A 19130-nucleotide genomic window follows, 5' to 3' on the forward strand; every position below is an offset into this window, starting at 1 on the left:
GGCACATGCTATGTCCCGCGTCGATGCCCGTCCAATCGCCGCCCGCCTTGACGGAGTGAGTACTCACTCCGTACTCTGATCGGCATGACAGCCGAGAGTGACCGGCGCCGCGCGCCGGGAATGTCCACCGAACAACGCCGCGAGATGATCGTCCGCGCCGCCCTGCCCCTGGTCGCCGAGCACGGCGCCGCCGTCACCACCGCGCAGATCGCCCGCGCCGCCGGGATCGGCGAGGCCACCGTGTTCCGCGTCTTCACCGACAAGAACGAGCTGTTGGGCGCGTGCATCGTCGCCGCCATGGACTCGACCACCGTGCTCGGCGAGCTCCGGTCGATCTCCGTCGACCAGCCCCTCGCCGACCGGCTGGTCGAGGCGGTCGACGCGCTCGACGCCTACTTCGCCCGGATGGGCGCCGTCGTCGGGGCCGTGCACGCCTCCGGTACCCCGAACCGGCGGCCGGGCACCGAAGCCGTCGACCCGACCCGGCCGGCGGGTGGTACCGGCGACCGGGAAGCCGCCCGGGCCGCCACCCGGCAGGCCGTTCTCAACCTGTTCGCGCCGGACGAGGCCACCCTGCGCGTCCCGGCCGCCACCGCCACCGACGCCTTCCTCGCCCTGTTCTTCGGCCGCCGCGGCGCCGGCCGCCACACCCCCGTCCCCGACCTGGTCGACCTGTTCCTGCACGGCGCGGTCAACACCGGCCCGGCGTGACCGGTGCCCGCCGGCACCTCAGGTCGCGGACCAGGCGTGCCAGGAGGTGACCCGGATGCGCAGGAACGGACCGGGCGGGGGCGACACCCGATACTGCGGGTAACGGTCGATCAGCGCGGGCTCCGGCTCGTCGCTGACCGTCGCGACGCCGTCGGCACGCACCCACCACAGCTGCGACCAGTCCTCGTCGTACCCGTCGGCGAGAACACTGACCCGCGGCTCGCGGGCGATGTTCACCAGCCGGCGCAGGTTGCGGTACCGCTTCGGCTTACCGTCCACCCCGGTGTGGATCACGTCCCCGACCAGGGCGAACACGATCGGCACGAGGTGCGGCGCGCCGTCCGGGGTGACCGTGGCCAGCCGGGCCACCCGCGCGCTCGCGAACCGTTGCGCCGGGGTCGTCTCCACCCGGCCCAGCCTAGGCTCCCACCGACGCTTGCCGGCAGATGGCAAGATCGTGCCCCGTGGGCAATCCGGATCTCCTGCAGGGCCGCCCGTGAGGGCGGTCATCGTCGCGGCGGCGGTCGCGTTCCTCGTCTCCCTGTTCGCCACCCCGGTGGCGATCCGGGTCTTCACCGCGCTCAAGGCCGGGCAGCCGATCCGCTCTCTCGGGCTGGCCTCGAACGAGGGGAAGAAGGGCACCCCCGCGATGGGCGGGGTCGCGTTCATCGTGGCGACCCTCGTCGCCTACGTCGCCGGGCACTTCGCGCTGACCACGCTGCCGAAACGGCAGATCGCGCAGGAGAAGCCGACCATGACGGCGCTCGTGCTGCTCGGCGTGTTCGTCTTCTGCGGGGTGGTCGGTTTCCTCGACGACTTCCTCAAGGTGCGCCGGCGCAACTCCGACGGCCTGTCCGCCAAGGGCAAACTGCTCGGCCAGGCGCTCGTGGGTGTCGGGTTCGGCATCGCCGCGCTCTACGTGCGGAGCACCAACGGCCAGACGGTGGCCAGCGAGCACATCTCGTTCATCCGTGACCTCGACTGGCTGGACGTCGGCAAGGTCGGCTCGGTGATGGTGTTCGCCTTCGTGGTGACGGCGATGTCGAACGGGGTGAACCTCACCGACGGCCTCGACGGCCTGGCCACCGGCGCGTCCACCCTGGTGCTGGGCGCGTACGCGCTGATCGGCTTCTGGCAGTACCGGCACTGGTGCGCCGACCCGACGTACGCCCGCCCCGGCCAGTACTGCTACCAGGTGCGGGATCCGCTGGAGATCGCGATGATCGCGGCCGCGGCGGCCTGCGCCTGCCTGGGCTTCCTGTGGTGGAACACGTCGCCGGCCCGGATTTTCATGGGCGACGTGGGCTCGCTGGGACTCGGCGCGCTGATCGGCGGACTCGCGGTGGCCACCCGTACCACGTTGCTGTCGATCCTGATCGGTGGCCTGTTCGTCATCATCACGGTCACCTGGGTGATCCAGATCGTCTCCTACCGGACCACCGGGCGGCGGGTGTTCCGGATGGTGCCGTTGCACCACCACTTCGAGCTGGCCGGGTGGAGCGAGGTCAACATCGTCGTGCGGTTCTGGATCGTGGCCGGGGTCTGCGCGGCGATCGGCCTCGGCCTGTTCTACACCGACTTCCTGGCGGCCGTCGGGTAGCGGTCGTGGCGCGGGGCGGCTCCCCGCGCCACGACCTGCCGAACGGTCAGCCGAAGACGCCGAACGTGTGCGTCGTGCTCGACGTGTACGTCTCCCCCGGCCGCAGCGTCGTCGACGGGAAATGCGGCTGGTTCGGGCTGTCCGGGTAGTGCTGGGTTTCCAGCGCGAACGCGTCACCCTGCCGGTACTGCCGCCCGGAGATGCCGCGCAGCCGACCGTCGAGGAAGTTCCCGGAGTAGAACTGCACGCCCGGCTCGGTCGTCTCGATGGTCAGCTGCCGCCCGGTCGCCGGGTCCCGGACGATCGCCGCCACCCGGTCGGCGAGCACATAATTGTGGTCGTAGCCCCGCCCGTACGCCAATTGCGGATCGTCGTCGCGCAGCCGTTCACCGATCGCGTGGAACGTGCGGAAATCGAACGGGGTGCCCTCGACCGGCGCCAGTTCACCGGTCGGAATCAGCGCCGCGTCGACCGGCGTGTAATGGCCGGCGTTGATCTGCAGAAGATGGTCGCCGATCGTCCCACTGCCCTCGCCGGCCAGATTCCAGTACGCGTGGTTGGTCAGATTCACCACGGTCGGCTGGTCGGTCGTCGCGTGATAGTCGATCCGCAGCCGGAGCTCGTCGTCGAAGCTGAAGGTCACGGCCGTCTCGACGGCGCCGGGAAAACCTTCTTCACCGTCAGGACTGGTGTACGTCATCCGCACCCCGTCCGTGACCTCGGTGGCCGCCCAGACCCGCTTGTCGAAACCGCGCAGCCCGCCGTGCAGCGTATTCGCCCCCTCGTTCCCGGCCAGCTTGTACGCCTGCCCGTCGAGGGTGAACGTACCGCCGCCGATCCGGTTCCCGTACCGCCCGATGGTCGCGCCGAAGTACGGATTGTCCGGGTCGGTGTAACCGCTCATGTCGGCGAAGCCGAGCGTCACCTCGCCCAGCCGCCCGTCCCGATCCGGCACGATCACCGACTGGATGGTGGCACCCCAGGTGAGGACCGACACCGACGCCCCGCTCGCGCCGGTCAGCGTCCACTTCTCGATCGCCGTGCCGTCGGGTGCCTCGCCGAACGGGGTGCTGTCGATTCTCGTCATCGGGTTCCTTCCGCGAACTTCCCGGCTTACCGGACCGGGAGGAAACGTACCGTTTTCCCGGCACGTCAGGAATGGTGATCCCACGGGCGGAAGTGGCCGGGAGCAAGCTCTACGCTGGCGACCATGCGCGCGCTCGTCTTCACCGATCCCGGCCGGGCCGAGGTCCAGGACGTGCCGGAGCCACAGGCCGGCCCCGGCCAGGTGGTGGTCGGCATCGAGCGGGTCGGGGTGTGCGGCACCGACGTCGAGCTGTTCACCGGCGAGATGAGCTACCTGCACACCGGCGCCGCGTCGTATCCGCTGCGCCCCGGCCACGAGTGGGCCGGAACGGTCATCGCCACCGGCCCCGGCGTCGACGAGAGCTGGCTCGGCCGGCGGGTCACCGGCGACACCATGATCGGCTGCGGCGCGTGCCCACGCTGTCGCTCCGGCCGGCACCACGTCTGCCCCGACCGGCACGAGCTGGGCTGCCGCGACGGCCTGCCCGGCGCGCTGGCCGAGCGGCTGCTCTTCCCGGCGGCCTATCTGCATCCGCTGCCCGACCCGGTCGACGCCACGCTGGGTGCCCTGGTCGAGCCGGGCGGCAACGCGCTGCGCGCGGTCCGGGCCGCCGCGGTGGCCCCCGGCGAACGGTTGCTGATCCTCGGCACCGGCACCATCGGCCTGCTCGCCGCCATGTTCGGGGCGGCCCAGGGCGCCGAGGTGCACCTGCTCGGCCTCGGCGACGAGCCGCTCGCCGACACCCCGGTGTGGACCCGCGACACCCTGCCCGACCTGCCCTGGCACGGGGTCGTCGACGCCACCAACGCGGCGGCCGTGCCGAGCCTCGCGGTGCACCTGGTCGAACCCGGCCGCACCGTGGTCTATATCGGTCTCGCCGGCTCGCCCAGCCTGGTCGACACCCGCGACATCGTGCTCAAGGACGTCACCACCGTCGGCATTCTCGGCGCCTCCTCAGGTCTTTCCGGAGCGATTGCGGCGTACGCCGCGAAGCCCACCGCCCCGCGCAGACTGGTCGCCGCCACCCTCACCCTGCCCGAGATCGTCGACGTCCTCGCCGGCAACCGCCCGGCCGGCGCCGGCCCCGGCCCGAAATTCCACGCCGACCCCCGCCGCTGAGCAACCCGGCCGCGCTCGCGCCCGACAGGACCGTCGTCACCGTCGCTGACGCCGTGGAAATCCTGCTCTGAGTGGCCGGTCCTACGGTGCAGTGACGGGTCGCAGCGGTCGTTCGCGAGCGGTTGACCCCGGCCTGGAGGGTATGGCTCAATGCCTGTTGCCGAGCGATGGCCAGCGAGACTCGGCCGTCCGGGACGCCATGACGACTTCGGCCAGCACCGAGGTGATTCGTGACCGGTGACCTCGTCGATCATCGCCGCAAGCCGCTGAAAGGCCCCGGCGGCGAAGTGGCGACGTCGGAAGCGATGAGCCGATATCAGTGGCAGCGAACCTGCAGGACTGGGTTCTCATCGATGGATCCCATGACGACACTGTATTGCTCCACCCCGGGGAGCGCACGTATCGCCTCCATGGTTCGACAATCGAAATCGGAAGCCTTCATATCCAGGCGGAACGACACGGGCAGGCCGTTATCCGAACCCGACTTTTCTATCGCTTCAATCATCTCCGGTTTATCCTTGTACATTTCCTTGAACTTTGCGAGGGCTTCCTCCTTGGACTCGTATCGCAGGTCTTTGACGGCGGGGACCTTCTCCAGCTCTGTCCGTATCGCTGACGTCTGTGCCGCCGTGACGCTCTGCTTCAGAAAGAAGGAAACGTTGTACCGCTGTTCTGCGGGTTTACGCCAGCCCGACAACAGCAATACTGAGGTGGCTCCAGCGGCCCCGACGACCAGCGCCACGAGGGCTGTCGCGAGAAGGGTGACGCTTCGCCGCTTCGGCGCAGTCCCGTGGGACATGAGCGGCGGCTGTGTGGGTGCGGGCAGGTCGACGCCGGAATAAGAGCTTGAATCAGACACGGCGGGCCACTCTATCAGAGGGGGCCAATACTGCGACTGCCGCCTCGATTCCACAGCGTTGACGATGAGATATTGCCGTCCGACCGAAGGACGACCAGCTATCTTTTGTGCAATGCGCCAAACAGCCCTGAGCTGGACCCGCCGATTAGGCGAAAACTGCTGTCCGCACCGCACGGGGTCAGGCCTACTCTTCCGAAGCCAAGATCATTTCAGAGCCGCGCCCACAACTGAGTGAGGCTCCGGGCGACAAAGGAGCGACTTCACTGTCATGATTTTCCTGAATGGGCAAGCACCGCGTCGTCGGTAGCTCGCACAGGCTACGGTCCTGGGCGACACGTAGGGAGATACAGATGGTGGAAATGGATCATCGCCAGGCGATTGAACGAACGCTTTCCGTCGGTCGGCCGATGGCCGTAGCGACAGTCTGCCCATATGGTCACGGCCACGACAGGAACCTCGCGAAGCTGGCCGCCACCGGATCTTCGGCGAAAACGCATCCATCGCCACCGCGGCCCACGGCCGGAGAAATCTGTGCTGAACGGTGCCGTCATCTGATGCGCCAGCGGTGGCCGACCAGCGAGAATACAAGATTGGGTGGATCTTCCGACGATGGGAATACTCCTGGCGATCTCCGTTCTGGTCGCCATCACGGGTGTACTGATCGTGGCCATCGGTCGATCCACCGGCGCTGATCGCGCCAGCTGGGCCGGCGTGCTGGTCGGCGTGGTCGGCGTCGCGGCGACAGTCTTTTTCGGCATTCAGGCCCACGGCGACTCGACCGGCGGCAGCACACACGCCGGCCCCTCGGCGACTCCGCCGTCGAAGCCTTCACCGGAACACGTCATTTATGTCGCCGAGGTCAACCAGTGGTGCCGGGATGCGCAGGCACAGCTCGACAGGGCCGGGGAAGCGCCGGATAACGGCATCGCCGCCCAGGTTCGATGGACAACGGCAGCGGAGAACACGTTGAAGGCACTCTATTCCAAATGGGCTCCAGCTCCATATCCCGAGGAGGATGAGGAGCACATCAAGGCTATGATGAATTCATTGAACCGCATACAGGTCGATGTCAACCTTCTCTTGACCCTATTGGAGCAGCAGGGTCAGGCCAAAACGCAAGCCGTCTCCGATGGCCTTCAGAACCAAGTGAATGCCACAATCGCAAAGGTCAGTGACGACTATAACGACATCGACGATGCGATCGTCTCCTACGGCGACCTCGCAGACTGCCGGAGCTTCTTCACATCCCGGTGACGCCAGGTTCCCCTGAGAACCATCACCTTCGGGGCGGGGACGGTGCGACGGCAGGCCTCGACAATGGCGGTCCGGTGCATCAGGGCAATTCCCACTGCACGTCGGTGGTATTCACCGGCTGCGGTCGGTATCCTTCCGGATCTTTCCGCGATCCCGTTCTCGGATACCTGAGAAATGGAAAGAACGCAACGAGTACAGAAAGTAGCGCAATGGCGCCGACCGTGGTCCATTTCGCTGGTTCACTGACATCAAAGGACCCAGGACGAGTATGCGGCTCAAGCAAGGGATAGATAGCGCCTGCTTCGCCGAGGATGAACACCACCGAGGAGACGACGGCCAACACGATCCCACCACGGTGGCGATTGCGCGACTTGTCGAAACTTCGCGAAAGAATTTCCAGCCTCGTGGTGAAGTCCCCGCTTGCCTTTCCCTTACCACTCTCCCAGAGTTCCTCGATTCGTCGACGTGCTGCCATAATTCTCAACGCGCGTTGCCGAGCGAGATGAATATTCTCGATCCAGATGGGAATCATCAAAGCCGGAAGTATCTGAGCCGAGGCGGCGAAATAGGTCTCCGAGTCCACCTCTTCATTATGCCGATGAGCGCAATAACTGTTCCCCCATTCGGATGACGGATTTGGGCTCGGCCCCGGCCAGCGTCCGGATCTGCCGCTGATGGCGCCCACCTCCTGCGCGGCGTCCGAGCCGCCGCGTGCGACCAACGCAGGTCGATCGCCGTTGGAGTAGGCGCCGGCAGCAGGAGCTTCGGATGATCGGGTTGCCGGGGCGGATACGCTTTTCGCGTAACCCGCGGGAAGGTGAAAGATCCGGTGCCCGTCCAGACTCGACGCATGGACGATCTGGTGGCCGGCACCCCGGCATTGACGCGACTGCGCTGGTTGCTTGAGGGACTCGACGGACGGTGGCCCGTCGACGTCGACGTCGACGGCGCCTTGGACCCCGGATTCGCGGCGGGGATCGGCGGCGCCTCAGCACTGCGGGACATCACCGGCAGCCGGGCGGCCGGGCTCGCCCCGATCCGCGTCGTCGGCGTCGACGCTGACGGGACAGCGGCCACGGCCCGATTCCGCACCCGCGACGACGACCTGTGGGTGTCGCACGTCGAGGTCGGGGCCGAGGTGCCACATCGGATCACGCTGACCCATACGCAGCGCTGGGTGCCGGACTATCTCACGCCCGGCCTGCCGGCGGACTTCACCGGCGTGCCGATGACATCCAGGTCCGGCGCGGCGCTGATCGTGTTCGGTGGGGTGCCCGGCAGCGGAAAGAGCACGGTCGCCGACCGTGTCGGGGCGGCGTTGGACGTGCCGGTGTTCGCGCTGGACTGGCTGATGGGTGCACTGAGCCCGTTCGGGATGCGGCACCGCACCGACCTCATGAGCATCGGTGCGGAACTGCTGACGACGCTGGCCTATCGGGAGCTGTCCGCCGGACGCTCGGCGATCCTCGACACGACGAGCGAGGAGCCGGGGGTACGGGCCCGCTGGGCGAGTCTCGCGTCAGCGGCCGGCGCCGCGTTCATCCCGGTGGTCTGCGCCTGCAGCGTGGAGTCTTTGCACCGGGAGCGGGTGGAGACCCGGGTGCGCGGCATTCCCGGCTGGGCTGACGCCGGCGACTGGCCGGACGCGAAGGCCCGGCTCGCGGCGTTCCCGCCCTGGCCGGACGCCCTGCTCGTCGACACGGCCCGACCGTTGGAGGCCTGTGTCGCGACAGTGCTCGGCCACATCGATCACCGGCGGGACGCCGATGCGAGCCGGGGTCGAGCAGGCTCGGTGTCGACTTTCCGTGACAAACGGATATAACAGTTCTGGACATACGATTCGAAGATTACGGCCGCCAATAGATGACCCCCCTCAACGGCTCCGAAACTTTCGATGCATTACATCCGTCGCGTCTCACTGGCCTCGCCAGCATGCCCATCACCGACGGCGCATCCACCGATGATCCCACCATCGCCGCAGCTAGGAGCCCTCCCGAACCGGCTGACGATCGTCGTACTGTCGCATCTGGATTCCGGAAGTTCTTCGTAACTATTGTTTCAGCGCGATTACCGTGCCAGCATTGCGGAAATATTGACTCTGGTCGTTCTCGCTCAGGACGCGCGGTGCACCGGCATGCCTTCCGCACCCCGCCGGCGGCATTCCGGCCCCTGCTCGCGGTGCTCCGGGCCGGAACGCAGAACCGAAACGGAGGCCGATGTGACAACCAGCCCTCCTGTCCACCCCGCAGGCTCCCCAGGAGGCCGGCCGTTACGGCTCAAGATGCTCATCGGCGGTGTCGTCGCGGTCGTCGCGGTGGCGGGTTCGGTGGTGGTCAGCGCCGGCGCGAGTGCGGCGGCGAGCACCCTCGGCGCCGCGGCCGCCCAGTCGGGCCGCTACTTCGGCACCGCCCTCGCGGCGGGGCGGCTCGGCGATGCGACGTACACCGGCATCGCGGGACGCGAATTCACCATGGTGACCCCCGAGAACGAGATGAAGCCGGACGCGACGGAACCGCAGCGCGGCCAGTTCACTTTCAGCGCCGGCGACCAGATCTACAACTGGGCGACCCAGCACGGCATGAAGGTCCGCGGCCACACCCTGGCCTGGCACGGCCAGCAACCCGGATGGATGCAGAGCCTCAGCGGCAGCTCGCTGCGTCAGGCCATGATCGACCACATCAACGGCGTGATGGCGCACTACAAGGGCAAGCTGGCCGCCTGGGACGTGGTCAACGAGGCGTACAACGAGGATGGCAGCCGCCGGCAGTCGAATCTGCAGGGCACCGGCAACGACTGGATCGAGGTGGCGTTCCGCACGGCGCGGGCCGCCGATCCGTCGGTCAAGCTCTGCTACAACGACTACAACATCGAGAACGCGACGTACGCCAAGACCCTGGCCGTGCTCACCATGGTCAAGGACTTCAAGTCGCGCGGCGTGCCGATCGACTGCGTCGGGCTGCAGACCCACTTCACCGGCGGCAGTGCGCTGCCCGGCAACTTTCAGACCACGCTCACCAACTTCGCCAACGCCGGCGTGGACGTCGCGCTGACCGAGGCCGACGTCACCAACGCGTCCACCTCGCAGTACGCCGGGCTCACCCAGGCTTGCGTCAACGTGCCGCGCTGCCTGGGCGTCACCGTGTGGGGTGTGCGGGACAGCGACTCGTGGCGGTCGAGTGAGAACCCGCTGCTGTTCGACGGTTCGGGCACCAAGAAGGCCGCCTACACCTCGGTCCTCGACGCGCTCAACGCCGCCGGCCCCACCCCGAGCGGCAGCTCCACCCCGCCGAGCGGGACGGGAGAGATCCGGGGAACCCAGTCGGGGCGGTGCATCGACGTACCGAACCGGTCGCAGACCGACGGCACCCGCGTGACGCTCTACGACTGCAACCGCGGCACCAACCAGCAGTGGACGTACACGTCGAACAGGCAGCTGACGGTGTACGGCACCAAGTGCCTGGACGCCGCCGGCTCCGGCAACTCCGCGGCGATCCAGATCTACAGCTGCAACGGGCAGGCCAACCAGCAGTGGAACGTCAACGCCAACGGGACCATCACCGGCGTGCAGTCCGGCCGCTGCCTGGACGTCTGGGGCACCGCCAACGGCCAGCAGGTCCAGCTGTACGACTGCAACGGCCAGGCCAACCAGCAATTCACCTACTCCGCCCCCGGCACCAGCTCGCCGACGCCGTCGCCGAGCGGCAGCACCTGCACGCTGCCGTCGTCGTACCGCTGGAGCTCGACGGGTGCGCTCGCGCAGCCGAAGAACGGCTGGACCTCGCTGAAGGACTTCACCAACGTCGTCTACAACGGCAAGCACCTGGTGTACGCGTCCAACGTGTCCAACGGGTCGTACGGCTCGATGAATTTCACCCCGTTCACCAACTGGTCGGACATGGCCTCGGCCGGGCAGAACGGGATGAGCCAGGGCACCGTGGCGCCCACCCTCTTCTACTTCGCGCCGAAGAACATCTGGGTGCTGGCCTACCAGTGGGGGCCGACGTCGTTCAGCTACAAGACCTCCACCGACCCGACCAATGCCAACGGCTGGTCCAGCGCGCAGACCCTGTTCACCGGAACGCTGCCCGACGCGCCGTACGGGGTGATCGACCAGACGCTGATCGGTGACGACCAGAACATGTACCTGTTCTTCGCCGGGGACAACGGCAAGATCTACCGGGCGAGCATGCCGATCGGCAACTTCCCGGGCAGCTTCGGCTCCTCGTACACCACGGTCATGAGCGACTCGACCAACAACCTGTTCGAAGCGGTCGAGGTCTACAAGGTCCAGGGACAGAACCAGTACCTGATGATCGTCGAGGCGATCGGCAGTCAGGGCCGCTACTTCCGGTCGTTCACCGCGAGCAGCCTCGGCGGCTCCTGGACCCCGCAGGCCGCCAGCGAGAGCAACCCGTTCGCCGGCACGGCCAACAGCGGCGCCACCTGGACCAACGACATCAGCCACGGGGACCTGGTCCGGGAGAATCCGGACCAGACCAAGACCGTCGACCCGTGCCACCTGCAATTGCTCTATCAGGGCAAGGACCCCAACGCCGGCGGCGACTACAACAACCTGCCGTGGCGTCCGGGCCTGCTCACCCTGCAGCGCTGACGACGCTCCGCATCGCTGCCACCGGGACTGTTCGCCCGGTGGCAGCGATGCGGTCAACGGTCGTCGGCCGCGCGCACCGTCAGGCGATGCGGGTGCAGGTCAGCGACAGGCCGGGCGCCCACGCGTCGCCGTCGCGAGACATCGGGTCGGGTGTCAGGGCTTCGCCGCCGACCACGTCAGCCATGCCAGCGGGATCGGCGGCCGGTGAAACCTGTGCCTATTCCGCCTTGGCGGACTCTTCGCCGGGTGGCGCCATCCGGTTCCCGCGCATCGGCGGCTCGCCCGCCGGATGCGATGCGGCCGGCGGCTCGGCCGGCGGGGCGGGGTGGCCGGAGCGGAACGCGCGGGGGTCGAACGCGCCGCCGGGGTGCTCCTGGACGAACTCGCCCTGGGCGTCACTGATCAGGCCGCGGGCGCGGTCGGGGTCGTTCCGGTCCGGTGCGTTGCTCATCGCGGCTCCTCGACCGGGGCGCCGGGCAACGGCTCGGCCGTGCGGTGACCGGTGTCGTCGACCAGCCCGGGCGCCATGCTGCCGCCGTGCGCCTCCTGCGCGTCCCGCTTCGGGACGCGCTCCTGCCCGGGGGTGTCCTCGTCGTACTGCTCGGGATCGACATCATTCATGATCGCTCCTATACCCGCGCCGTCCGGTCCGATGCAGCGAACCCGGCGCGACCGCATCAGTCGGGGCGGTAGGCGGTGCTGTCGCCGGACACCGCGTTCTCGTCGTAGCCGGCGCCGGTCGGTGCCTCGTCGGGCTCGGGCTCCTCGGCGGGCGCCCCGGCAACCGATTCGCCGGGACGGCGCAGGGAGGCCGCGTAGGCGGGCGTGCCGTCCGGCTCGTCGGTGGGATGCCGGCCCGCGGCTTGCTGTTCGGTACTCATGAGCGCTGCCTTCCCGGTCGGGACCCGGGTAAACCCGCCGGCCCGCGATCACCGCCGACGGCGAGGGCGGCGAGCCGGGGCAGCAGCCACGGGGCGATGACCTGCTGCACACCGGCCGGGGTGAAGTGCAGGCCGTCGCTGCGCACCCGCAGCCCGTGGACCGTGGCGGTGTATCGCCCGTCCGGGCACACCACCGCGTTGAGGTCGAGGACGGTGACCCGGCCCGGGTGCCGGGCCGCGACCCGGCGCAGCAGGCTGTTCCAGGCGTCGACCCGGTCCGGCCGGTCCTCGCCGTAGAGGCTGCCGTCGCTGCGTTCGGCGCGGTGCGTGTACGCGGCGGTGAGCAGGGCGACCGCGGCACCGCGGGTGGCGGCGGCCTGGATCGCGAGGTCCAGCCGGTCGGTCAGGTAGCCGTCGTAGCCGGGCTGCCCGACGTGCTGATAGCCGCCCTGGTAGCGGCGGTCCATCAGCTCCCAGCGGTTGAGCAGGATCACCGACACGTCCGGGCTGTCCTTGATCACCGCCTGCCGCCAGCGCCGCGGCCACTCGGTGCAGCCCGGATAGTTGGTGTGCGGGGTGCCCTGCTGCAGGATGTCGGGCAGGGTGGCGATGCCGCAGCCCTGGATGGCGCGCACGCTGGTCCACATGCCGGGGTGCGGGGGCAGGTAGGTGCCGATCGTCCAGGACACCGAGTCGCCGAGGAAGGTGACCCGGGGTTCGCGGGTGGGCGCCGGGAGCCGGCCGGTGGTGCGGTGTGCCGGCGCGGCCGGGATCGGCGGGATCACCACCGGCGCGGCGACCGCCGGGGGCGGGCCGGCCGGCAGCGTGCTGAGGCCGATGGTGAGCAGGACCGCCGCGGCGGCGGCCGCGGTGACGGCGGCCGGGCCGTGACGCGGCAGGGTGCGGGCCAGCAGACCGCGTCGCACCGGCAGCTCGATCAGGTGATAGCTGACGACCGCCAGGGCCAGGGCGCCGGCGAGACGGACGGCCAGCAGCGGCCAGCGGGACAGGCCGGTGGTCTCCGTGGTGGCGAAGGTGAACAGCGGCCAGTGCCACAGGTAGACGCCGTAGGAGATCCGGCCCAGCCAGACCAGCGGCGGCAGGGCGAGCAGCCGGGCCGGCCCGGATCCGGGGTCGCCGACCACACCGGTGACGACCAGGGCGGCGGCGAGCGCGGCGGCGGTCAGGCCGCCGTGATACATCCAGCGGGCCTGTTCGGACGCCAGGTGCCAGAGCCCCGCGGTGGCGGCGACGCCGGCCAGGACGGGCACCGGGCCACCCACGTACCGGGCACGCCCGGAGCGGGCCAGCAGCACAGCGGATGCCGCGCCGATCAGCAGAGCCTGGGCCCGGGTGTCGGTGCCGAAATAGGCACGGCCCGGCGCCGCCGGCTGGAACAGTGCCGCGCAGAGCAGGGCGGAGACGATGATGCCGGCGGCGCAGCCGGCGAGCAGCAACCGGCGGGCGGTGCGGGTGGCGAGCCCGACCAGCACCCCGGCGACCAGCAGCGGCCACAGCAGATAGAACTGTTCCTCGATCGCCAGCGACCAGGTGTGCTGCAGCGGCGACGGGGTGGCCGTGACCGCCACGTACCCGGTGCCGCGGAAGATCATCCGCCAGTTCGCGGCGTAGCCGAGCGCGGCCCAGGCGTCGGTGCGCAGCAGTCCGAGCGCGTCCGGGTCGAGCAGGTACCGTCCGGCCACGACGGTCGCGGCGAGCATCGCCAGCAGGGCGGGCAGCAGCCGCCGGACCCGGTGCCGCCAGAACCGTCCGAGGTCGATCCGGCCGGTGCGCCGGTGCTCGTCGAGCAGCAGCGAAGTGATCAGGAAGCCGGACAGGACGAAGAACGCGTCGACGCCGAGGAACCCGCCGCCCACGCCGGGGACTCCGGCGTGGAACAGCAGGACCGCGGTGACGGCGAGCGCGCGGAGGCCGTCGAGGGCCGGGTGGTAGCGCCACACGACGCCCGGCTACCACGCGCGGTTCGGGATAAACCGCTCAGGGCAGGAAGATCTCCGCCAGCGACACGATCCGGTTCGCGTCGATGGTGAACTTGATGACGGTGTCCGGGTGGGTGCCGGCCAGGAACGTCTTCAGGTCGACGGACTTCAGCGTGCCCTCGACGGTCAGCTTGATGGTGGCGTCCGGGTCGACGGTGAGGGTGCGCAGCTTCGTGTTGTTGTTCCGGATGTACCAGCCGGTGCACTGGTCGTCGTCGGTGTCCTTGACCCCGTCCTCGGCGCAGGCCTTGGTGGCCTCCTTGCCCTCGTACCACTCGATCAGGTCGTAGGTGATCTGCCGGGTGGCCGGCTTGCTCGACTTGAGCAGCGCGTACTGGATGCCGAAGGCCGGATTGGACGAGCCGGCCGGCTTCGCCTTCACCACGGCCGGGCTCTTCGGAGCCGCCACCGGCTTGGCCGAGGCGGGGGCGACCCCCGACTCGGCGGTCGCGGTCGTCGTGGTCGTGGTCGTGACCGGGGTCGCGGCCGGCGCGGCGACCTTCTTGTCGCCGCAGGCGGCCAGCGACATGATCAGAATCGGGACGAGGGCGTATGTCAGGCGCATGTTCTCTCCAGGTGTGATGCCCGTAAGGTAAGGCAACCCGGCAAGTACTCAGACCGGCAGGTCACCCGTGTGCAGCACGTCCATCCGGGAGACCGCGCGGGTGAGCACCACGTGGAGGCGGTGGTGGCCGCGCGGCTCGGCGGCGACGATCTCGGCCGGCTCGACGGCGCCGCACCGAGCCGCTCGGTGACCGCGGTGGCCAGGTCCGGCACGCGACTCACGGTGAGCTCGGCGTCACCGCGAACCGACCGCGTCTGCGGCACGGTGGACTTCAGCAACGGCAGGAGACGATCAGCGTACGTCAACACGACCGCCGGGACGCGGAAACCCGGGTGAGAACGGTGCCCGGCGCCTCTGGTCACGCTCCCTTACTTGGTAAGAAAAGTTACAAGGTTACAAATTTAACCAGAATGCTAGCCTGTGGTGGTGAGCGAGACGGGCCTGCGGCAGCGCAAGAAGCAGCGCACCTTCGACACGGTCTCCGAGATCGCCATCGGCATGTTCCTCGAACACGGCTTCGACCGGGTGTCGGTGACCGACATCGCCGCGGCCGCGGAGATCTCCAAGCCGACCCTGTTCCGTTACTTCGCGTCGAAGGAGGACCTGGTCCTGCACCGGTTCGCCGACCACGCCGGCGAACCGGCCCGGACCGTGAGTTCCCGCCCGGCCGGGCGCTCCCCGCTCGATGCGCTGCACCGGCGGTTCCTCGACGGGCTGGCCACCCGCGACCCGGTCACCGGACTCAACGACGTGCCGCAGGTGCTCGCCTTCCACGACCTGGTCTTCTCCACACCCAGCCTGGCCACCAGGGTCTACGACTATCAGCTGCGCGACGAGCGGAGCCTGGCCGAGAGCCTGGCGACGGCGACGCCGGACCCGCTGACGGCGCGGCTGGCGGCGGCCCAGATCCTGGCGGTCCAGCGGGTCCTGGCCCGGGAGAACTGGCGGCGCCTGACCGCCGGCGCCACCGCCGACGACCTCTACCCGGCGGCGGTCGAGGCGGCCAACCGCGCCTTCGACCAGCTCCGCTCCGGCCTCCCGCTCCGCTGAGCGGGCATGGCGCGGTCAGACCCGGAACTGGCCGACCAGCGACCGCAGCTCGCCGGCGAGTTCGGCCAGTTCCTGGGCGGCCCGGCCGGTGGCCTGGCTGCCGACGTTGGTCTCGTGGACCGCGTCCGCCACCGCGCCGATCGTGCCGGCGATGGCCGCGGAGCCGCCGGCGGCCTCGGCGACGTTCCGGGTCATCTCGTGCGTGGTGGCCGTCTGCTGTTCCACCGCGCTGGCGATGGTGCTCTGCAACTCGTGGATGCGGTCCACCACCTCGGCGATCTCCCGGATCGCGTCGGCCGCCGCGAGCGCGTCCGACTGGATCGTCTCCACCCGGCTGGTGATGTCCCCGGTGGCCCGGCCGGTGTCCTGGGCCAGTTGCTTGACCTCACCCGCCACCACCGCGAAACCCTTGCCGGTCTCGCCGGCCCGGGCCGCCTCGATGGTGGCGTTGAGGGCGAGCAGGTTGGTCTGCTCGGCGATGGCCGTGATCAGCCGGACCACCTGCCCGATCTCGGTCGACGACTCACCCAGCTTGGTGACGCTGGCCGTGCTGGCCTGCGCCGCCTCCGCGGCCCGCAGGCTGACCTGCGCCGCCTCCATGGTGCTGGCCGAGATCTCCCGGATCGCCGCGTTCATCTCCTCGGAGCCGGCCGCGATCGTCTGGATGTTCCCGGAGACCTGGTCGGCGGTGTCCGAGACCTGCGCCGCCCGTCCGGCGCTGTCGTCGGCGGTGCCGCGCATCCGCTCACTGACCCCGGTCAGCGCGTCGGCCGCGGCGGAGACACCCTCGGCCTTCTCCCCGATGCGCCGCACCACGTCCGCGATCTTGGCGGTGAACCGGTTGAACGCCGCGCCCAGCTCACCGATCTCGTCCCGCCGATCCTGGTCGACCCGCTGGGTGAGGTCGCTGTCGCCGGCCGCGATCTCGACGAGCCGGTCGCGCAGCCGGTGGATCGGCCGGGCCAGGCCGGTACCGATCGCCCAGGCCACCGCGCCGGCCGCCAGGAAGGCCAGCCCCGCCGCCAGCAGCAGGTTGCGGCGCATGTCGTCGGCGGCGGCGGTGATCGTGCTGTGTGGCACCGCGACGAGCAGCGCCCAGGAGTCACCCGTCGCCAGCGGCACCGGCGCCACCACAGCCGTCGCCGCGGACTTCAGATAGGGGTCCTGGCCGCTCCAGCGCACCGGCCGCTGGCCACTGACCGCGGCGCCGACCTGCGCGCTCACCTCGGACAGCGGTTTGCCGAGCAGGTCCGCCAGCGGGTGCGCGACGACGGCACCACCCGCGGTCAGCAGCGCCTGATACCCGGTGCCGTACGGCTTCTCGGCGGTCACCGCGGTGCGCAGGTCGGCCAGTGCCAGGTCGGCCGTCACCACGCCGAGGAAACGGCCGCCGGACAGGATCGGGGCGGTCGCGGTGGTCATCAGGACGTCCTTGCCGTTGACCTGGTACACGTACGGGTCGACGACCAGGCTCTTGCTGTTCGCCTTCGGCTGGAGATACCAGTCCCCGGCGCCCGGCTTGTCGTAGTCGACGAGCGGGTCGGTCCGCAGCCGGTCCCCGTCGCGGTACCAGTACGGGATCAGCCGGCCGGTGGCGTCGCTGGGCGCGACCTTGCGGAAGTCACGGTCCCGGCCGTCGAACGCGTTCGGCTCCCACCCGGTCGACATGCCGAAGAAATCCGGATGCCGACGCAATGCCGCGCCCACCAGATCGGTCACCACCCGGCGGTCGGTGACCCCGGACTCCTTGAGCCGCGCCAGCGTGCCGGCCAGCTCCTCGGTGGCGTGCACCGCCACGTCGATCACCCGGCTGACCGCCGCGGACTGTCGCATCGCCAGCTGCTCGGTGTAGTCACCGGCCTGACGCAACGCCAGGGAGCGCGTCATCACCACCGCGATGGTCACCAGCGAGGCCACGGCGATCAGCACGGTCACCAGGACGCTGGTGACCAGCCTTGTCCGAATGCTGTGCACCGTGTCACCTCGGCGGCATGCGGCTGATCCGGGATGGTCCGGTTCAGCTTAGGCCGGGCCCCGCTCCCGGCTGCCACCTTCCGCGATCTCGCCCCGGCCGCCACCTTCCGCGATCTCGCCCCGGCAGCCACCTTCCGCGATCTCGCCCCGGCAGCCACCTTCCGCGATCTCGCCCCGGCAGCCCGCCCGCGGAGCCGCGAGCGTCACGACAGGAAGTCGGTCAGGGCGGTCAGGAAGCGGTCGACCTCGGCCGCGGTGTTGTACGGGGCGAGGCCGACGCGCAGCGCCGGGTCGGTGATCTTCAGGGCGGTGAAGGGTTCGTACGCGTAGAAGGACCCCGCCGGAGCCAGCACCCCCACAGCCGCGAGGTGGACCTGCGCCGCGCGGGCATCACGGCCGGTCAGCGTCATCAGGGTGGTCGGGGTGCGGTCGGCGGCCGTGGAATGCACCGTGACCGCGTCGCCCAGCGCGGCCAAACCCGCCTCCAGCCGGGCGCGCAGGGCCAGCTCGTGCTCGTGCACGGCGGCCATCGAGTGCGCCAGCCGCTCACGGCGGCTCGATCCGGGCCCGGGGGCGATCGCGGCGATGAAGTCGACCGCGGCGGTGGCGCCGGCCAGCATCTCGTACGGCAGGGAGCCGAACTCGAAACGCTCCGGCACCTCGTCCGAGGACGGCAGGATCTTGTCCGGCCGCAGCGTCTCCAGCAGCGCCGGCTGGGCGGCGAGCACGCCGCAGTGCGGGCCGAAGAACTTGTACGGCGAGCAGACGAAGAAGTCCGCGCCGAGCGCCGGGACGTCGACCAGGTCGTGCGGGACCAGGTGCACGCCGTCGACGTAGACCAGCGCGCCGACCGTGTGGGCCAGGTCGGCGAGGTGCCGCAGCGGCGGTTTGGCGCCCAGCACGTTGGAGGCGCCGGCGACCGCGACCAGCCGGGTGCGCGGGGACAGCGCCCGCCGGTAGGAGTCCAGGTCCAGGGTCGCGGCGGCCGGGTCCAGCTCGATCCAGCGGACCGTCACACCGGCCCGGTCGGCGGCCTGGATCCACGGGCGGACGTTGCTGTCGTGCTCCAGGCGGCTCAGCACGATCTCGTCGCCGGCCCGCCACGTCTTGGCCAGATGCCGGGAGAAGTCGTAGGTGAGCTGGGTGGCGCTGCGCCCGTGCACGATGCCGGCCGGCGGCACGTGGAGCAGGTCGGCATAGGCGGCGCGGAACTCCCGGACGGCCCGCTCGGCGTTGCCGTCCGGAATGCCGACCGTCCCCCGGATCGACAGCGGCGCGGTCATCGTCGCGGCGATCGCCTCGGCGACCACGGCCGGCGTCTGCGTGCCGCCCGGGCCGTCGAAGAACGCCAGACCGTGCCGCAGGGCCGGGAAGTGCTCACGGAACGCCGCCACCTCGAAGACCATGCGCGCAGTCTG

The 19130-nt window shown here is 69.8% G+C and carries 18 protein-coding genes and 1 pseudogene; 7 read left to right on the plus strand and 12 right to left on the minus strand.

The window, feature by feature from the left end; genetic code table 11:
* Positions 1-84: 84 nt before the first annotated feature.
* A complete protein-coding gene (locus ACSP50_RS24110; RefSeq protein WP_014691893.1) occupies positions 85-711 on the plus strand; it encodes a TetR/AcrR family transcriptional regulator in 627 nt (208 codons plus the stop codon).
* Between the two features lie 18 nt (positions 712-729).
* Here ACSP50_RS24110 and ACSP50_RS24115 read toward each other — a convergent pair whose 3' ends face one another.
* Complete coding sequence (locus ACSP50_RS24115) at positions 730-1119, minus strand: TIGR03668 family PPOX class F420-dependent oxidoreductase (RefSeq protein WP_014691894.1); 390 nt, start codon at positions 1117-1119, stop codon at positions 730-732.
* 88 nt (positions 1120-1207) lie between these two features.
* Here ACSP50_RS24115 and mraY point away from each other — a divergent pair, with 88 nt between their 5' ends.
* Positions 1208-2311, plus strand: coding sequence for a phospho-N-acetylmuramoyl-pentapeptide-transferase (gene mraY, locus ACSP50_RS24120; protein WP_014691895.1), 1104 nt, complete (start codon positions 1208-1210; stop codon positions 2309-2311).
* A gap of 46 nt (positions 2312-2357) precedes the next feature.
* Here the strand turns inward: mraY and ACSP50_RS24125 are convergent, their stop codons facing one another.
* A complete protein-coding gene (locus ACSP50_RS24125; RefSeq protein ID WP_014691896.1) occupies positions 2358-3398 on the minus strand; it encodes an aldose epimerase family protein in 1041 nt (346 codons plus the stop codon).
* A 123-nt stretch (positions 3399-3521) separates the two neighbouring features.
* Between ACSP50_RS24125 and ACSP50_RS24130 the strand changes: the two genes are divergently transcribed.
* On the plus strand, positions 3522-4517 hold the full coding sequence (locus tag ACSP50_RS24130; RefSeq protein ID WP_014691897.1) for a zinc-binding dehydrogenase: 996 nt from the start codon (positions 3522-3524) through the stop codon (positions 4515-4517).
* 316 nt (positions 4518-4833) lie between these two features.
* Here the strand turns inward: ACSP50_RS24130 and ACSP50_RS24135 are convergent, their stop codons facing one another.
* Entirely contained in the window at positions 4834-5376 is a 543-nt protein-coding gene (locus tag ACSP50_RS24135) for a permease-like cell division protein FtsX (RefSeq protein WP_155123607.1), read from the minus strand.
* Positions 5377-5970: 594 nt separating this feature from the next.
* On the opposite strand from ACSP50_RS24135, the gene ACSP50_RS24140 reads away from it, so the two are divergent.
* The gene (locus ACSP50_RS24140) at positions 5971-6630 is read left to right on the plus strand and encodes a hypothetical protein (RefSeq protein ID WP_155123608.1); all 660 of its coding nucleotides are present in this window, start codon (positions 5971-5973) and stop codon (positions 6628-6630) included.
* A gap of 79 nt (positions 6631-6709) precedes the next feature.
* On the opposite strand, the gene ACSP50_RS42225 is transcribed toward ACSP50_RS24140, so the two are convergent.
* Positions 6710-7213 carry a hypothetical protein gene (locus ACSP50_RS42225; RefSeq protein WP_155123609.1) on the minus strand — a complete coding sequence of 168 codons (504 nt, stop codon included), beginning with the start codon at positions 7211-7213 and terminating at the stop codon, positions 6710-6712.
* Between the two features lie 267 nt (positions 7214-7480).
* On the opposite strand from ACSP50_RS42225, the gene ACSP50_RS24145 reads away from it, so the two are divergent.
* Both ACSP50_RS24145 and ACSP50_RS24150 read left to right on the plus strand, forming a co-directional pair.
* Positions 7481-8452, plus strand: coding sequence for an AAA family ATPase (locus ACSP50_RS24145; protein WP_014691900.1), 972 nt, complete (start codon positions 7481-7483; stop codon positions 8450-8452).
* 459 nt (positions 8453-8911) lie between these two features.
* Positions 8912-11242: a non-reducing end alpha-L-arabinofuranosidase family hydrolase gene (locus ACSP50_RS24150; protein WP_014691901.1), complete on the plus strand. Its 2331-nt coding sequence runs from the start codon at positions 8912-8914 to the stop codon at positions 11240-11242.
* A 217-nt stretch (positions 11243-11459) separates the two neighbouring features.
* Here ACSP50_RS24150 and ACSP50_RS24155 read toward each other — a convergent pair whose 3' ends face one another.
* The 6 genes and pseudogenes from ACSP50_RS24155 to ACSP50_RS44180 form a co-directional block, all read right to left on the minus strand.
* The gene (locus tag ACSP50_RS24155) at positions 11460-11693 is read right to left on the minus strand and encodes a hypothetical protein (protein ID WP_014691902.1); all 234 of its coding nucleotides are present in this window, start codon (positions 11691-11693) and stop codon (positions 11460-11462) included.
* Positions 11690-11863 (minus strand): hypothetical protein, encoded by a 174-nt coding sequence (locus ACSP50_RS43110; protein ID WP_014691903.1) that lies wholly within the window; start codon positions 11861-11863, stop codon positions 11690-11692. The genes ACSP50_RS24155 and ACSP50_RS43110 overlap by 4 nt, the downstream gene beginning before the upstream one ends.
* 56 nt (positions 11864-11919) lie before the next feature.
* Entirely contained in the window at positions 11920-12123 is a 204-nt protein-coding gene (locus tag ACSP50_RS24160; RefSeq protein WP_014691904.1) for a hypothetical protein, read from the minus strand.
* Positions 12120-14084 (minus strand): acyltransferase family protein, encoded by a 1965-nt coding sequence (locus ACSP50_RS24165; protein WP_014691905.1) that lies wholly within the window; start codon positions 14082-14084, stop codon positions 12120-12122. Before ACSP50_RS24165 ends, ACSP50_RS24160 begins: the two co-directional genes overlap by 4 nt.
* Positions 14085-14121: 37 nt before the next feature.
* Positions 14122-14688, minus strand: a complete 567-nt coding sequence (locus ACSP50_RS24170) for a hypothetical protein (RefSeq protein ID WP_014691906.1) — start codon at positions 14686-14688, stop codon at positions 14122-14124.
* A 48-nt stretch (positions 14689-14736) separates the two neighbouring features.
* Positions 14737-15017: pseudogene (locus ACSP50_RS44180) on the minus strand (hypothetical protein); the annotation flags it as partial.
* A 91-nt stretch (positions 15018-15108) separates the two neighbouring features.
* Here ACSP50_RS44180 and ACSP50_RS24180 point away from each other — a divergent pair.
* Complete coding sequence (locus ACSP50_RS24180) at positions 15109-15738, plus strand: TetR family transcriptional regulator (RefSeq protein ID WP_014691907.1); 630 nt, start codon at positions 15109-15111, stop codon at positions 15736-15738.
* Between the two features lie 15 nt (positions 15739-15753).
* Here ACSP50_RS24180 and ACSP50_RS24185 read toward each other — a convergent pair whose 3' ends face one another.
* Together ACSP50_RS24185 and ACSP50_RS24190 are read right to left on the minus strand one after the other, a co-directional pair.
* Positions 15754-17712 (minus strand): methyl-accepting chemotaxis protein, encoded by a 1959-nt coding sequence (locus tag ACSP50_RS24185; RefSeq protein ID WP_014691908.1) that lies wholly within the window; start codon positions 17710-17712, stop codon positions 15754-15756.
* 203 nt (positions 17713-17915) lie between these two features.
* Positions 17916-19118, minus strand: coding sequence for a cysteine desulfurase-like protein (locus ACSP50_RS24190; protein WP_014691910.1), 1203 nt, complete (start codon positions 19116-19118; stop codon positions 17916-17918).
* Between the last annotated feature and the right edge of the window lie 12 nt (positions 19119-19130).

Origin of the sequence: Actinoplanes sp. SE50/110, assembly GCF_900119315.1 — a bacterium.
Taxonomy (GTDB): Bacteria; Actinomycetota; Actinomycetes; order Mycobacteriales; family Micromonosporaceae; genus Actinoplanes.